Genomic DNA, 14,920 nt, shown 5'->3' with positions numbered 1-14,920 from the left:
GGACCAATCCCGACCAGCGCGACATCCACAACAAGAAGCCGGCCCTGCGCACCCGGCGGGTGATGAACCTGCTGGTGCTGGAGAACTTCACCGGCGGTCCCAAGGCCTGGAAGGGCGGGCCGCTCTACGACCCCGACACCGGGGACCGGGCTTCGACCGGCACCCTGACCCTGATCGACGACGACACCCTGGCGGTGAAGGGCTGCATCGCGCCGCTGCTTTGCCGGACCCAGACCTGGAAACGCGCGCGCTGAGTATCGGGCGCGCGGGCCCAATGAGTGCCCAGTAACGGGCGGCCCAGGCCGCCGCTTTTCATCCGATGGCTTCGAGGAAGCCGGCGTCGAAAGGGACGCCGGACGGGGGATTGCGACCATGCTGATCTGGATCGGCGCGCTTGCGCCTGTGGTGTTCCTGCTGGCCTTCGTGCAGGCCAGGGCGCTGGCCTGGGGCGCGGCCCTGGCGGCCTGGATCGCGGCGGGATGGGCCCTGGGCCTGGTGGGCGCGACGCAGGCCCTGGCGGCGGCGGCCGTTGTCGCGGTCTTCACCGCATTGTTCGCCCTGAGGCCGCTGCGCGCCGCCGTGCTGTCGGCGCCGGCCATGAAGGCCTTCGGCGCGATCATGCCGAAGATGAGCCCCACCGAGCAGGCCGCCGTCGAGGCCGGCAACGTCTGGTGGGACGCCGAGCTCTTTGCCGGCCGGCCCGACTGGAAGACGCTGCTGGCCACCCCGGCGCCGAAGCTGAGCCCCGAGGAGCAGCGCTTCGTCGACGTCGAGACCGAGCACCTGTGCGACCTGTCGAACGACTGGGAAAGCACCGCCGTCTGGCAGGACCTGCCGCCGGCCGCCTGGGCCTACGCCCGCGACAAGGGGTTCCTGGGGATGATCATCCCCAAGCAGTACGGGGGCCTCGGCTTCTCGGCCTACGCCCACAGCCAGGTGGTGCAGAAGCTGTCGACCCGCTGCTCGGCGGCGGCCGTGTCGGTGATGGTGCCCAATTCGCTGGGTCCGGCCGAACTGCTGCTGCACTACGGCACGCAGGCGCAGAAGGACCACTACCTGCCCAGGCTGGCGAGCGGCGACGAGATCCCGTGCTTTGCCTTGACCAACCCCTATGCCGGCTCGGACGCCGCCTCGATCACCGACACCGGCGTGGTCTGCCGCGGGACCTGGCAGGGCCGCGAGACCCTGGGTTTCCGCATCAGCTGGCGCAAGCGCTACATCACCCTGGCCCCCATCGCGACGGTGATCGGCCTGGCCTTCCGGGCCGTCGATCCGGACGGCCTGCTGGGGCTGGGCGCCGAGCCCGGCATCACCTGCGTGCTGATCCCGCGCGAGCATCCGGGGGTCAATATCGGCCGCCGCCACTGGCCGCTGAACGCAGTGTTCCAGAACGGTCCGATCACCGGCGACGACGTGTTCGTGCCGATGGAGATGGTGATCGGCGGCCAGGCCCAGGTCGGCCATGGCTGGCGAATGCTGATGGAGTGCCTGGCGGCCGGGCGGGCGATCTCGCTGCCGTCGTCCAACGTGGGCATGTCCAAGCTCGCGGTCGGCATGGTCGGGGCCTATGTGGCGATCCGCCGGCAGTTCAACATGCCGATCGGCGCCTTCGAGGGCGTGCAGGAGCCGCTGGCCCGCATGGCCGGCCATCTCTACGCCGCCGACAGCGTGCGACAGCTTGCGGCCGCGGCCCTGGACCAGGGCGAGAAGCCGTCGGTGGTCTCGGCGATCGCCAAATACCACGTCACCGAGCGCGCCCGCATCGTCGTCAACGAGGCGATGGACGTTGTCGGCGGCAAGGGCGTGTGCATGGGCCCCGGCAACTTCCTGGCCCGCGCCTACCAGCAGATCCCCATCGCCATCACGGTCGAGGGGGCCAATATCATGACCCGCACCCTGATCATCTACGGCCAGGGCGCGATCCGCTGCCATCCGTACGTCCTGACCCTGATGCGGACGACGCAAGAGCGTGACCTGAAGAGCTTCGACGCGGCGCTGTTCGGCTACGTCGGCTTCCTGTTCCGCAATCTGGCTCGATCGGCCGCCTTCGCCCTGACCGGCGGCGCGCTGATCGCCGCCCCGGCCGGCGCCGCGCCGCAGCTGGCCCGCTACTACCGCGCCGCGACCCGGTTCTCGACCCTGCTGGCCCTGGCCTCGGACATGTCGATGGCGACGGTGGGCGGCGCGCTGAAGCGCAAGGGCGCGCTGACCGGGCGTCTGGGAGACCTGCTGTCGCAGCTGTTTATCCTGTCGAGCGTGCTCAAGCGCTTCGAGGACGAGGGGCGGCCGGCCGAGGACCTGCCGTTCGTCCACTGGGCAGCGCAGGACGCCCTGTCGCGGGCCGCCGTCGCCTGGACGGCGCTGCTGGCCAACCATCCCAGTCGCGTGGTCGCCGGGCTGCTGGGCCTTGTCGGGGCGGGCCTCTCGGGCCTGACGCGCGGACCCAATGACGATGTCGCCTCCGCCGTCGCCGGCCTGATCCAGCGCCATGGTCCGGCCCGCGATCGCCTGCTGGCCGGGTCGTGGACGCCGCGCATCGAGGTCGATCCGATCGCCGCCACGGCGGTGGCCTTCGATCTCCATCCGCAGGTCGAAGCCATCGAGCGTCGCCTCAAGCCCGCCATCGCCGCCGGGACGATCGCCCGCGCGCCGCAGAACCTGACGCTGATGGACGCCTGGGCGGCCGAGGCGGAGGCCAAGGGCCTGATCGACGCCGCCGAACGCGACCTGGTCGGCCGCTTCGCGCACCTCGCCGACCAGGCGATCCAGGTCGACGACTTCCCGCAGGACTTCGGCCTGGGCGAGGGTCTGGCCCGCCGCAACGGGATCAAGGGCGCGGCGCGCGCCAAGAAGGAAGGGGTCGCCTGATGCCCGACCGCTATCTGGAATTCGCCAGCAGCGGCCTGGGCGGCTGGGTGGTCGAGGCCCTGGGCCTGCCCAAGCCCGCGCCGCTGCTGCGGCGAGGCGAGGGGGAGGCGCCGCCGAGCCTGCCGCTGCTGCTGGGTCCGCCGACGGCGGATGGCCGCATGGGTCCGGTGCTGATGCGGCTGGCCGCCGGCTCGGGCGTCGAGATCCACCACGCCTGGACGCCGGACGTGCGCTATGGCGGCCTGGTGTTCGACGCCTCGGCCTGCCTGGACGTCGCCGCGACGCAGGGGCTGTACCGGTTCTTCCACCAGGCGATCCGCTCGGTGGCCGAGCACGGCCGCATCGTCGTGGTCGGGATTCCGCCCGAGACGGCCAAGACCGCCGAGGGCGAGGCGATCCAGCGCGGGCTGGAGGGCTTCGTGCGGTCGCTGGCCAAGGAGGCGCGGCGCAGCATCGCCGTGCAACTGCTCTACGTGACGCCCGGCCGCGAGGATCAGGCGCAGAGCACCCTGGCGTTCCTGCTGTCGCCGCGCTCGGCCTATGTGTCGGGCCAGGTGATCCGGGTAGGCGCCGCCGCCGTGGCTGCCGACCCCGCCGTCGGCCACGCCGGCCGCCAGGTGCTGGTCACCGGCGCCGCGCGCGGCATCGGCGAGGCCATCGTCCGGCTGTTCGTCGCCGAGGGCGCCAAGGTCACGGCTCTGGACGTGCCCAGCGCCCAGGACGACCTGCGGGCCCTGGCCCAGGAACTGGGCGTCGATCCGCTGGCGCTGGACATCACCGCGCCGGAGGCGGCCGGCGTGCTGCTGAAGACGGCCCGGGCGAGGGGCGGGTTCGACGTGGTGGTGCACAACGCCGGCATCACCCGCGACCGCACCCTGGGCCGCATGGACGAGCGCGAGTGGAACAGCGTCATGGCCGTCAATCTCGGCGCGCCCCTGGCCCTGACCCGCGTGCTGCTGGAGGCCGGCGCGGTGCGCCGCAATGGCCGGATCGTGGCGGTCTCATCGCTGAGCGGCGTGGCCGGCAACATGGGCCAGACCAACTATGCGCTCTCAAAGGCTGGCTGGATCGGCGCAGTCGGCCGCATGGCGCGCGACGGGCTGGACCACGGCATCACCGTCAACGCGGTGGCGCCGGGCTTCATCGAGACCCGCATGACCGCCGCCATCCCGTTCGCGATCAGAGAGGCCGGGCGGCGGATGAACAGCATGGGGCAGGGCGGCAGCCCGGTCGACGTGGCCGAGACCATCGCCTGGCTGGCCCACCCGGCCAGCGGCGGCGTCAACGGCCAGGTGGTCCGCGTCTGCGGCCAGAGCCTGCTGGGGGCCTAGAACCATGTCCAACGCCGAGCCGGTGTCGCCCCTGGGCCTGGCCTGGGGTGCGGCGCGAGGGCTGCTGCGCGGCGCAACGGTCGGCGACCTGCCGTCCGTCAGCCTGCACGCCGATCAGGTCTGGGTGCGCGCCGAGGCCGTCAGGGCCTATGCCGGGCTGTGCGGCTTTGGGCTCGAAGCGGGCGTGCCGCCGACCTTCGCCCATATCCTGGCCTTCCCGTTGCAGATGCGGATCATGCTGGCGGCGGGGTTTCCGTTCCCGGTCATGGGCCTGGTGCACATCCACAACCGCATCCGCCAGCGCGCGCCTTTGCGGATCGGCGAGGCCCTGACGATCGGCGCCCGCACCGGCCGGCTGCTGGCCCACGACAGGGGCCAGGCCTTCTCGCTGGAGACCTGGGCGCTGCGCGACGGGGCCACGGTGTGGGAGGGAACGAGCGTCTATCTGCGCCTAGGCAAGCCCGGCCGAGGCGAGCCCGCGCCGTTGCTCGACGCCGGCGAGGCCCGGGCGCCGGTCGAGGCCTGGCAGGTCCCCGCCGACATCGGCCGGCGCTACGCCCAGGTGTCGGGCGACGCCAACCCGATCCACACCTCGCCGCTGGGCGCGCGGCTGTTCGGCTTTCCACGGCCGATCGCCCACGGCATGTGGGCCAAGGCCCGGGCCGTGGCGGCCCTGACCCGAGGTCAGGCGATCGAGGCGATCGAGGTCGATACGGCCTTCCGCGCGCCGCTGCTGCTGCCAAGCGAGGCCCGCCTGTCGAGCGGCCCCGGCGACGCCTTCGAACTGACGGACGCCTCGGGCGGCCGCACCCATCTGCGCGGGCGCCTGAGAAGCGCGCCCCAATCACAGGATCCATCCCCATGCTGACCTTGCCCGCGCCGCGCCGCGTCGCCGTGATCGGCGGCCGCCGCATTCCCTTCGCACGTTCCAACACCGCCTATGCCGAGGCCTCCAACCAGGACATGCTGACCGCCGCCCTCCAGGGTCTGGCCGACCGCTTCGACCTGCACGGCCTGCGCCTGGGCGAGGTGGCGGCCGGCGCCGTGCTCAAGCATTCGCGCGACATCGCCCTGACCCGGGAGAGCTTGCTCTCGACCACCATCGGTCACGACACCCCCGCCTACGACGTGCAGCAGGCCTGCGGCACGGGTCTGGAGGCGGCGATCCTGGTGGCCAACAAGATCGCCCTGGGCCAGATCGACGTCGGCATAGCGGGAGGCGTCGATACGACCTCGGACGCGCCGATCGCCCTCAACGAGGACTTCCGCAAGGCGCTGCTGGCGGCCAATCGCCAGAAGACGACGGGGGCCAAGGTCAAGGCCCTGGCGGGCGCAGGTCTGACCGCGCCGTTCCGCCCCGAGCCGCCGCGCAACGCCGAGCCGCGCACGGGCCTCTCCATGGGCGAGAGCTGCGAATTGATGGCCAAGCGGTGGGGCGTCGCCCGCGAGGAGCAGGACGCCCTGGCGATCCGCAGCCACCGGCGAATGGCGAAAGCGTATGACGACGGCCTGTTCGACGACCTCGTCACGCCGTTCCGGGGGCTGAAGCGCGACAATAACCTGCGGCCCGACATCGACCCGGCCAAGCTGGCGACGATGAAGCCGGTGTTCGACCGCGAGCACGGCACGCTGACGGCGGCCAATTCCACACCCCTGACCGACGGCGCCTCGGTGGTGCTGCTGGCCAGCGAAGACTGGGCCAGGGCGCGGGGCTTGCCGATCCTGGCCTTCCTGCTAGCCGGCGAGACGGCGGCGGTGGACTTCGTGGGCGGCGACGAGGGCCTGCTGATGGCCCCGGCCTACGCCGTGCCGCGCATGCTTGGGAAGCTGGGCCTCTCCTTGCAGGACTTCGACTATTACGAGATCCACGAGGCCTTCGCCGCCCAGGTGCTGTGCACGCTGAAAGCCTGGGAGGACGACGATTATGCCCGCACGCGGTTGGGGCTGGAGCGCGCGCCGGGGGCCATCGACCGCGACAAGCTGAACGTGCACGGAAGCTCGCTGGCCGCCGGCCACCCGTTCGCCGCCACCGGCGGTCGGATCCTGGCGCATCTGGCGACCATGCTGGACCGCAAGGGAAGCGGCCGGGGTCTGATCTCGATCTGCGCAGCCGGCGGCCAGGGCGTCGTGGCGGTGCTGGAGAAATGACCCGCGCGCCGATCATCCAGGGCGTCGACGGGGCCGACGCCGAACAGCTGTGGGCCGAGCGCTTCTGGACCCGCGCCTATCGTCCCGACGTGCCGGCGACGATCGACGACGAGCTGGCGCTGTGGCGGTCGGTCGGCCAGCTGTTCGAGCACGACGCGGCGCGTTTCGCGCAACGCACCGGCTTCGTCAGCATGGGCTCGGGAGTCGACTACGGCCGGGCTCTCAAGGACGCGCGGGCCTTCGCCGCCTGGCTGCAGGCGGCGGGCGTGCGCCAGGGCGAGCGGGTGGCGCTGATGATGCCCAACTGCCTGCAATATCCGATCGCCCTGTTCGGCACGCTGATCGCCGGCGCCGTGGTGGTGAACGTCAACCCGCTCTACACGCCGCGCGAGCTGCGCCACCAGCTGGAGGACAGCGGCGCGGTCGCCATCGTGGTCATGGACATGTTCGCCCACACCCTGGAGCAGGCGATCGAGGGCACGGCGCTACGCCAGGTGGTCGTCACGTCGATGGGCGACATGATGGGGCTGGCCAAGGGGACGGCGATCAACGTCCTGATGGGTCATGTCGAGAAGCTGGTCCCGAAGTGGCGGCTGCCCGGCGCCCTGCGCTGGCCGGCGATGATGCGGCGGGCGCGGCGGCTGAAGCTGTCGCCTGTCGAGGTGCGCCCCGAGGATCTGGCCTTCCTGCAATATACCGGCGGCACGACGGGGTTGGCCAAGGGGGCCATGCTGACCCACCGCAACATCCTGGCCAATGTGCTGCAGGGCCGCGCCTGGATCATGACCCAGATCCCGCCCGACCAGGCGGTGGGCAACGTCACCATGCTGCCGCTCTACCATGTGTTCTCGCTGACGGCGAACCTGCTGATGTTCGTCGGGGTGGGCGGTCGCAATATCCTGATCGCCAATCCGCGCGACGCCAAACGGGTGGAGTGGGTGCTGCGCAAGGAGCGGTTCGCGGGGCTGGCGGGGCTGAACACCCTGTTCGCCAGCCTGCTGAAGAACGACGCCTTCCGGGGGCGCGATTTCTCGGAGCTCAGCCTGACCATCGCCGGCGGCATGGCCACCCAGCGGGCCGTGGCCGAGGAGTGGGAGCTGGTCACCGGCTGCCCGGTGATCGAGGGCTACGGCCTGACCGAATGCTCGCCGATCGTCTGCGTGGGGTATGTCGATCTGGAACGCCCCGAGACCATGGCCTTCGACGGCACGGTGGGCCTGCCGGTTCCCTCGACCGAGGTGCGCATGCGGCGCGAGGACGGCTCCTGGGGCGGCGTCGACGAGCCGGGCGAGCTGTGCGTGCGCGGGCCGCAGGTGATGAAGGGCTACTGGAACCATCCAGGCGAGACGGCGCGGGTGCTGTCGGCCGACGGCTGGCTCTCGACCGGCGACGTCGCCGTCATGCAGGCCGACGGCCGCGTGCGGCTGCTGGACCGGCTGAAGGAGATGATCCTGGTCTCGGGCTTCAACGTCTATCCCAGCGAGATCGAGGACGTGGTCGCCGCCCACCCCCTGGTCGACGAGGTCGCCGCCGTCGGCGTGCCCGACCCGGTGCAGGGCGAGCGGATCAAGGTGGTGGTCGTGGCGCGCTCGGCCGAGCTGACGGCCGAGGCGGTGATCGCCTGGTGCCGCGAGCGGCTGACGGGCTACAAGGTGCCGCGCATCGTGGAGTTCCGCGTCGAGCCGCTGCCGAAGACGGCGGTGGGCAAGGTGCTGCGGCGGGAGTTGCGGTAGGGCTTCCCCTCAGATCGTCATCCTGGGCGGAGGACCGCGAAGCGGTCCGCAGACCCGGGACCTCGGGGCGGCCGCGCTCGCGCCCAGTCCCCCTGGGTCCCGGCTCTCCGCTTCGCTACGGCCGGGATGACGACGAGTTTGGGGCTGAGCTCGTCGAAGGCTGGGCCTCGCGCACCGCGCCCCGCGTCACCACCAGCCCGAACAGCGCCGCCAGCGGGAAGGCGGCGACGCCGTAGACCGCGGCGGGCAGGCTGACCTCGGGGCGTTGCAGCACCGACTGGGCGATGACGATGGCCAGGGCGGCGTTGTGCAGGCCGACCTCGAAGGCGCTGGCGATCGCCTGGTCGCGGGGCACGCGCAGCAGCCGCGGCACGACGAAGCCGAGGGTCAGGCTGGCCAGGCAGAAGACGACGGTGACGCCCGCCAGGGCCAGGATCTCGTCGCGCAGCTCGGCCAGGTTCGAGGCCACGGCGCCGATGACCAAGACGGCCAGGAACAGGCTGGAGGCGATGCGCACCGGCTTGTCCATGGCGCGGGCGAAGCGCGGTTTCAGGCGGCGGGTCAGCATGCCCAGCGCCACGGGGACCAGCACCACCAGGAACACCTCGACCGTCTTGTCCAGGCGCAGGCCGACGCGGGCGTCGCCGGGCTCGAACACCGCGATGGCCAGGTTGACGACCAGCGGCAGGGTGATGACGGCCAGCACCGAATTGATCGCCGTCAGGCTGACGTTCAGCGCCACGTCGCCGCGAAAGAGGTGACTGTAGAGATTGGCCGCCGTCCCGCCCGGTGAAGCCGCCAGCAGCATCAGCCCGACCGCCATGGCCGGCGGCAGGTCGAACAGCAGCGCCAGGGCGAAGGCGACGAGCGGCAGGATCAGCACCTGGCAGGCCAGGGCGACCAGGGCCGCGCGCGGCTGGCGGGCCACCCGGGTGAAGTCGGCCGGGGTCAGGTCAAGGCCCAGGCCGAACATGATGATCCCCAGCGCTGCCGGCAGGCCGGTGGTGATCAGCGGCGAGGCCAGGCCCTCCACGGCTCAGACCGCGCCGGCCAGGGCCAGGCCCGCGGCCCGTCCCGAGAAGATGCAGCCGCCGAGGAAGGTGCCCTCCAGGGCGTTGTAGCCGTGCAGCCCCCCGCCGCCGAAGCCCGCCGCCTCGCCGGCCGCGTAGAGCCCCTCCAGCACCTGGCCGTCGGGGGTGAGCACGCGGCTGGAAAGGTCGGTCTGCAGGCCGCCCAGCGACTTGCGGGTCAGGACGTGCAGCTTGACCCCGATCAGCGGCCCGGCGGCGGGATCGAGGATCCGGTGCGGCGCGGCCGTGCGGGCCAGGCGATCGCCCAGCGACCTGCGGCTGTTGTGGATGCCCATCACCTGCAGGTCCTTGGCGAAGGGATTGGCGATCTGGGCGTCGCGGTCCTCGATCTGGCGGCGGACCAGGGCGGCGTCGAGCAGCGGCGTCTGGGTCAGGCCATTCATCTTGGCGACCAGATCCTCCAGCCGCTCGGCGACCACGAAGTCGGCGCCGTTGCGCTTGAAGGCGTCGACCTCGGGCGGCGCGCCCTTGCCCAGGCGCGACTTGAGCAAGCTCAGACGCCGGCGGTTGGTGATGTCGCCGTTCTGCTCGGAGCCGGAGAGGGCGAACTCCTTCTCGAGGATCTTCTGGGTGACGATGAACCAGCTGTGGTCGTGCTGCGCCAGGTCGGGCGTCGTGCGCAGGTGGCGCAGGGTGGCGACGGTGTCGTAGCCGGGCAGGGCGGGGAAGGGCAGGCGCCGGCCCAGGGCGTCGAACCACATCGACGAGGGGCCGGGCAGGATGCGGATGGCGTGGCTGGGCCAGATCGGCGCCCAGTTCCGCACGCCTTCCACGTAGTGCCACATGCGGTCGCGGTTCACGAGGCGGGCCCCTGCGTCGCCGGCGATGTCGAGCATGCGGCCGTCCACATAGGCCGGCACGCCGGTGATCATGCTGGCCGGCGCCGTTCCCAGGCGCTCGGGCCAGTAGCGGCGGACAAGGTCGTGATTGCCGCCGATGCCGCCAGTGGCCAGCACCACGGCCTGGGCCTTCAGCGTGAAGTCGCCCACGACTTCGCGGTTGGACGGCGCGCCGCGCGGGGCGTCGTCGGGCGCCAGCACCGCGCCGGAGACGCCCGTGACCCGGCCGCCCTCGACGACCAGGTGATCGACCCGGTGGCGGTGATGGAATGTCAGCTTGCCGTCGGACGCCGCCTGCCGGGCGCTGTCGGCGAAGGGTTCGGAGACGCCGGTGCCGGTGCCCCAGGCGACATGGAAGCGGGGCACGGAGTTGCCGTGACCCCTGGCCTGGCCGGCTCCGCGCTCGGCCCAGCCGACCATCGGCGTCAGGCTGATGCCGTGGCGGCGCAGCCAGTGGCGCTTCTCGCCGGCGGCGAACTCGACATAGGCCCGACCCCAGCGGATCGCCCATTCGTCCTGCGGCAGGGGACCGTCCAGGCGGTCCCAGCCGGCGCTGCCGGTCCAGTCGCGCCAGGCCAGCTCCAGGCTGTCGCGGATGCCCATGCGGCGCTGCTCGGGCGAGTTCACCAGGAACAGCCCGCCGAACGACCAGAAGGCCTGGCCGCCCAGGTTGGCGGGGTTCTCCTGGTCGAGCAGGGCGACCCGCTTGCCGGCCCGGACGAGTTCGTCGGCGGCCACCAGCCCGGCCAGTCCGCCCCCCACGACGATGACGTCGGCATCCATGTTTTCGCCCTCCCGATCGGCGCTGAACCTTGGCTGTTTTTACAGCGATGTAAATATTAATTCGAGGTCAGGAACAGGCCCGATCGTCCGGCTCCGGAGGGCCTTGAAAAGCGATCTTCGACACGCGCCGCCTTGCCCCAGAAGGCGCGCCGGCAGACTGCCGTAGCGTAACTGAACATCGATGTAAGTAATGTATTGACATGCTAGTGAATAGGTAGATCGTACAACCCAACCGTGGGGCGGAGCCGCCATGCCGCGCGGAGATTGATGAGGGGCGGGGGAAACGTTCACCGGGCCAGACGCAGAGCTGGCCGGGGCAGGGGAGGATAGGGCATGGCTGCAAAAGCCTGCGTGCGCGCGCGTCTGGCCGTCACCGCATCCGCCATGGCGCTCGCCGTGGCGGCGGGGCCGGCTTTGGCGCAGGACGCCACGACCCAAGTAGAGGACATCGTCGTCACCGCGCAGAAGCGCGAGGAGTCCATCCAGCAGGTGCCGATCGCCGTAACGGCCCTGTCTTCGGAAGCGCTCAACGAACGCAAGATCGAGGGCGGCTCCGAACTGATGCGCGCCGTGCCGAACGTCTCGTTCTCGAAGGCGAACTTCAGCATGTACAACTTCTCGATCCGCGGGGTCGGGACCAAGGCGATCTCGGCCAGCAGCGATCCCGCCGTGGCCGTCAGCTTCAACTCCACGCCGCTGATCCGCAACCGGCTGTTCGAGCAGGAATACCTGGACGTGGCGCGGGTCGAGGTGCTGCGCGGACCGCAGGGCACGCTCTACGGCCGCAACGCCACGGGCGGCGTCGTCAACATGATCCCGAACCTGCCGGGCCGGGAATTCGAAGGCTTCATCAAGGGCGAGGTCGGCAACTACGACAGCCGGCGGATGCAGGCCCTGATCAACGTGCCGATCGGCGAGACCTTCGCCCTGCGCCTGGCCGGCTCGGCCACCAAGCGCGACGGCTTCGACTACAACAGCTTCAACGACACCAAGGTGAACGACCGCGACCTGTGGTCCACCCGCCTGTCGGCGGCCTGGGAGCCGACCAGCCGCCTGCGCACCAACGCGATCTGGGAGCACTTCGAGGAAGACGACAACCGCTCGCGGACGGGCAAGCAGCTCTGCACCACCGATCCGGGCCCGACCACGGTGGGCGCCGTGACGATCACCTCGGCGCTGATCCGCAACCGCCTGAGCCAGGGCTGCCTGCCGGGCTCGCTGTACAATGACGCGGCCTATGGCGTGCCCAACGGCGGCGCCTTCGCGCACATCTTCCTGGCCTCGGTGTCGCTGGGCCAGAACGCGGCCAACCAGACGGTGTTCGCCGTGCCGCTGGGCACCGATCCCTATGCCGGCCTGACCCAGTCGAAGGACCTGCGCGAGATCGCAACCAGCTACGACCCGGTCTTCCGCGTGAAGAACGACGTCTTCCAGTTCAACATCGAGTTCGACCTGACCGACAAGCTGAAGCTGATCTCGCAGACGGCCTACGCCAAGGACGACTACTACTCGACCCAGGACTACAACCGCTTCGTCTCCAACCCGATCTTCAGCAGCACCGACGGGCTGCGGGACGTGCTGGGCCAGCCGATCGTGGGCAAGTCGTTCCTGTCGGGCGGCTACTACACCGACCCGCAGCTGGGCACGTCGAACCGGATGGTCTCGGCCGACCTCAGCCGCTCCGACAACCGCCAGTGGACCCAGGAACTGCGCCTGCAGTCGTCCTTCGACGGGCCGTTCAACTTCAGCCTCGGGGCCAACTACATCGACTTCAAGTCGGCCGACGACTACTTCGTGTTCAACAACGTCTTCACGTTCCTGGCCGAGTACTACTACAACGTCGACGTCACCCTGCCGAGCAACCAGGGCCGCCAGACCGCGCCCTGCACGCCGACCACGGCCAAGGAATGCGTCTATGTCGACTATTCGTCGCTGGATAACCTGGCGGGCGACGGTCACAACTACTTCCGCAGCAAGAACGCCATCCACACCCGTTCTTGGGGCATCTTCGGCGAGGCCTATTACGACCTCTCGCCCACTTGGCGGCTGACCGCGGGCCTGCGCTACACCGACGACCGCAAGGTCAGCACGCCCTATCCCAGCCAGCTGCTGCTGGGCGCCGACCGGGGCACGCCGGGCACGTCGTCGGGCGGCTATGTCAGCCGCGGCTATCCGGCGCTGCCGGACATCGACCAGCAGTGGGACGCTCTCACCGGCCGGCTGGTGGTCGACTGGAAGCCGGACTTCAGCTTCACCGACGACACCCTGATCTACGCGTCCTATTCGCGCGGCTACAAGGGCGGCGGCGCCAACCCGCCGCGGGTCGACATCAACCCGACGGTGATCCAGTACCAGCCGCTGGCCGAGACCTTCGATCCCGAATACGTCAACGCCTTCGAGATCGGGACCAAGAACACCCTGGCCCACGGCATGGTCCGCTTCAACGCGACGGCCTTCTACTACGACTACAAGGACTACCAGGTCTCGCAGATCGTCGACCGCATCTCGCTGAACGAGAATTTCGACGCCCGCACCTGGGGCGTGGAGCTGGAGACGGTGTTCCGGCCCACCCGCGACTTCCGGCTGGACGCCAACCTCGGCTACCTGAACACGCGGATCGCCGACGGCGAGGGCTCCATCGACGTCATGAACCGCACCCAGGGCAACGCCGACTGGATGGTGCTGCGGCCGTGGCTGCAGGTGCCGTCCAACTGCGTGGCGCCGACCAAGTACGTCGAGACCGTCCTGTCCCGGCCGTTCCCGGTGGAGCTGACGACCCTGGCCCTGCAGGCCCTGTGCGGCGGCTCGCTGCGGACGGGGACGTTCAACCCGAACTTCACCTCGACCCTGCCGTTCTGGCGGCTCTACGGCTTCACCTACGATCCGCTGACCGAGGCCCCCAACGGCGGTCGCGGCTTCGAGGCCGACCTCAGCGGCAACGAACTGCCCAACGCCCCGAACTGGACCGCCAACATCGGCGCCCAGTACACCTTCCACAAGGACGACTGGGCCCTGACGCTTCGCGGCGACTACTACTACCAGGGCAGCAGCTACGCCCGCGTCTACAACACCGAATACGACCGGCTGAAGTCGTGGGACAACGTCAACGTCTCGGTGACGCTGGAGAAGCCCTCCGACGGGCTCGTCTTCCAGGCCTACGTCAAGAACCTGTTCGACAAGACCCCCATCACCGACAGCTTCACCAACAGCGACGACACCGGCCTGACGGCCAATGTCTTCACCCTCGATCCCCGTCTCATCGCGGTCAGCGTGTCCAAGCGCTTCTAGGCCCTCTCGGTGACTCGCCGCCCCTTCCCGGGGCGGCGATTTTTTCGCCCCCGACGTTCCACGAAGGAACGCCGGGCGCTGGCGCGACTCGTCTATAAGTCGTTGAAAATACTGTATTATTTTGTTTGACTCCCTCTGCATTTCGCAGTTGCATCACCCCGCCGCCCCAATGCGCGGTTGCAATAAAAAACATCGGAGGAAGACGTCATGTTGAAGACCGCTTCTGTTCTTGCCGCCGCCGCCCTCGGCTTCGCCGGCCTGGCCGGCGCCAGCTCCGCCTCGGCCGCGACCATCGCCCCGGCCGGCGGCAGCTTCACGCTCACCGGCACCCTGACCCTGAGCCAGACGACCACCGTCAACTGCGCCGTCACCCTGACGGGCACGGTGAACGCGGCCGGCACCGCCGCCACCATCACCGGCGGTTCGTTCGCCCCGGGCAGCTGGCAGTGCGGCTGGCTGGTGGTTCCGTCGGGCTTCCCCTGGACCGTGACCCCGAACTCGACCACCCAGATCACCGTGTCGGGTATCGCGGCCAGCTCGATCGCGGGCAGCTGCTCGGGCACCGTCAGCCTGGACTGGAACAACGCCACGCCGGGCAGCGCGACCTTCAAGGCCGCCCCCAACAACCAGATCGGCGGCAGCCCCAGCGTCTGCACGCTGGTCGGCACGCTGACGGCCAGCAGCTCGACCCCGCTGTCGATCTCCTAAGCCCAGGCTCCGGAGATCGGTTGGATTTCGATCCACCCCTCGACTCGCCGGGAGCCTTCGGGTTCCCGGCGTTTCTTGCTTTCAGGGAGCGGCGGCTCCGCTCCCGCGACAGGTCATTGGGGAGAAGACGT

General features: G+C 70.1%; 10 protein-coding genes. 8 read left to right on the top strand and 2 right to left on the bottom strand.

Annotated features, from left to right (window positions below):
* The 6 genes from DMC18_RS06920 to DMC18_RS06895 all read left to right on the top strand — a co-directional run.
* On the top strand, positions 1 to 254 hold a 254-nt coding region (locus DMC18_RS06920), incomplete at its 5' end, for a DUF2147 domain-containing protein (RefSeq protein ID WP_146217996.1).
* Positions 255 to 372: 118 nt separating this feature from the next.
* The gene (locus tag DMC18_RS06915; RefSeq protein WP_110120559.1) at positions 373 to 2,868 is read left to right on the top strand and encodes an acyl-CoA dehydrogenase; all 2,496 of its coding nucleotides are present in this window, start codon (positions 373 to 375) and stop codon (positions 2,866 to 2,868) included.
* Positions 2,868 to 4,199 carry a 3-oxoacyl-ACP reductase gene (locus tag DMC18_RS06910; RefSeq protein ID WP_110120558.1) on the top strand — a complete coding sequence of 444 codons (1,332 nt, stop codon included), beginning with the start codon at positions 2,868 to 2,870 and terminating at the stop codon, positions 4,197 to 4,199. Before DMC18_RS06915 ends, DMC18_RS06910 begins: the two co-directional genes overlap by 1 nt.
* 4 nt (positions 4,200 to 4,203) lie before the next feature.
* Positions 4,204 to 5,067, top strand: a complete 864-nt coding sequence (locus DMC18_RS06905; RefSeq protein WP_110120557.1) for a MaoC/PaaZ C-terminal domain-containing protein — start codon at positions 4,204 to 4,206, stop codon at positions 5,065 to 5,067.
* Positions 5,061 to 6,347 (top strand): acetyl-CoA C-acetyltransferase, encoded by a 1,287-nt coding sequence (locus DMC18_RS06900; protein WP_110120556.1) that lies wholly within the window; start codon positions 5,061 to 5,063, stop codon positions 6,345 to 6,347. Before DMC18_RS06905 ends, DMC18_RS06900 begins: the two co-directional genes overlap by 7 nt.
* Positions 6,344 to 8,080: an AMP-binding protein gene (locus DMC18_RS06895; RefSeq protein ID WP_110132795.1), complete on the top strand. Its 1,737-nt coding sequence runs from the start codon at positions 6,344 to 6,346 to the stop codon at positions 8,078 to 8,080. Before DMC18_RS06900 ends, DMC18_RS06895 begins: the two co-directional genes overlap by 4 nt.
* A 115-nt stretch (positions 8,081 to 8,195) precedes the next feature.
* Here the strand turns inward: DMC18_RS06895 and DMC18_RS06890 are convergent, their stop codons facing one another.
* A complete protein-coding gene (locus DMC18_RS06890) occupies positions 8,196 to 9,113 on the bottom strand; it encodes a bile acid:sodium symporter family protein (protein WP_233245285.1) in 918 nt (305 codons plus the stop codon).
* Between the two features lie 3 nt (positions 9,114 to 9,116).
* Positions 9,117 to 10,793, bottom strand: a complete 1,677-nt coding sequence (locus DMC18_RS06885) for an FAD-binding dehydrogenase (RefSeq protein WP_110120554.1) — start codon at positions 10,791 to 10,793, stop codon at positions 9,117 to 9,119.
* 333 nt (positions 10,794 to 11,126) lie between these two features.
* Here DMC18_RS06885 and DMC18_RS06880 point away from each other — a divergent pair, with 333 nt between their 5' ends.
* Together DMC18_RS06880 and DMC18_RS06875 are read left to right on the top strand one after the other, a co-directional pair.
* Positions 11,127 to 14,081: a TonB-dependent receptor gene (locus DMC18_RS06880; protein ID WP_110120553.1), complete on the top strand. Its 2,955-nt coding sequence runs from the start codon at positions 11,127 to 11,129 to the stop codon at positions 14,079 to 14,081.
* A 207-nt stretch (positions 14,082 to 14,288) separates the two neighbouring features.
* A complete protein-coding gene (locus DMC18_RS06875) occupies positions 14,289 to 14,789 on the top strand; it encodes a protein activator of alkane oxidation PraB (RefSeq protein ID WP_110120552.1) in 501 nt (166 codons plus the stop codon).
* Positions 14,790 to 14,920: the final 131 nt, after the last annotated feature.

Origin of the sequence: Caulobacter sp. D5 (assembly GCF_003185805.1) — a bacterium.
In the GTDB taxonomy this organism is placed as follows: domain Bacteria; phylum Pseudomonadota; class Alphaproteobacteria; order Caulobacterales; family Caulobacteraceae; genus Caulobacter.
The sequence above is the reverse complement of the archived record's forward strand: the minus strand, read 5'-3'. Positions and strand labels throughout refer to the sequence as shown.

Excerpts from the sequence above, each read along its gene's own strand:
- DMC18_RS06910 (WP_110120558.1), top strand. The coding sequence starts at position 2,868 with ATGCCCGACCGCTATCTGGAATTCGCCAGCAGCGGCCTGGGCGGCTGG.
- DMC18_RS06880 (WP_110120553.1), top strand. The coding sequence starts at position 11,127 with ATGGCTGCAAAAGCCTGCGTGCGCGCGCGTCTGGCCGTCACCGCATCC.
- DMC18_RS06875 (WP_110120552.1), top strand. The coding sequence starts at position 14,289 with ATGTTGAAGACCGCTTCTGTTCTTGCCGCCGCCGCCCTCGGCTTCGCC.
- DMC18_RS06905 (WP_110120557.1), top strand. The coding sequence starts at position 4,204 with ATGTCCAACGCCGAGCCGGTGTCGCCCCTGGGCCTGGCCTGGGGTGCG.
- DMC18_RS06885 (WP_110120554.1), bottom strand. The coding sequence starts at position 10,793 with ATGGATGCCGACGTCATCGTCGTGGGGGGCGGACTGGCCGGGCTGGTG.
- DMC18_RS06895 (WP_110132795.1), top strand. The coding sequence starts at position 6,344 with ATGACCCGCGCGCCGATCATCCAGGGCGTCGACGGGGCCGACGCCGAA.
- DMC18_RS06915 (WP_110120559.1), top strand. The coding sequence starts at position 373 with ATGCTGATCTGGATCGGCGCGCTTGCGCCTGTGGTGTTCCTGCTGGCC.
- DMC18_RS06900 (WP_110120556.1), top strand. The coding sequence starts at position 5,061 with ATGCTGACCTTGCCCGCGCCGCGCCGCGTCGCCGTGATCGGCGGCCGC.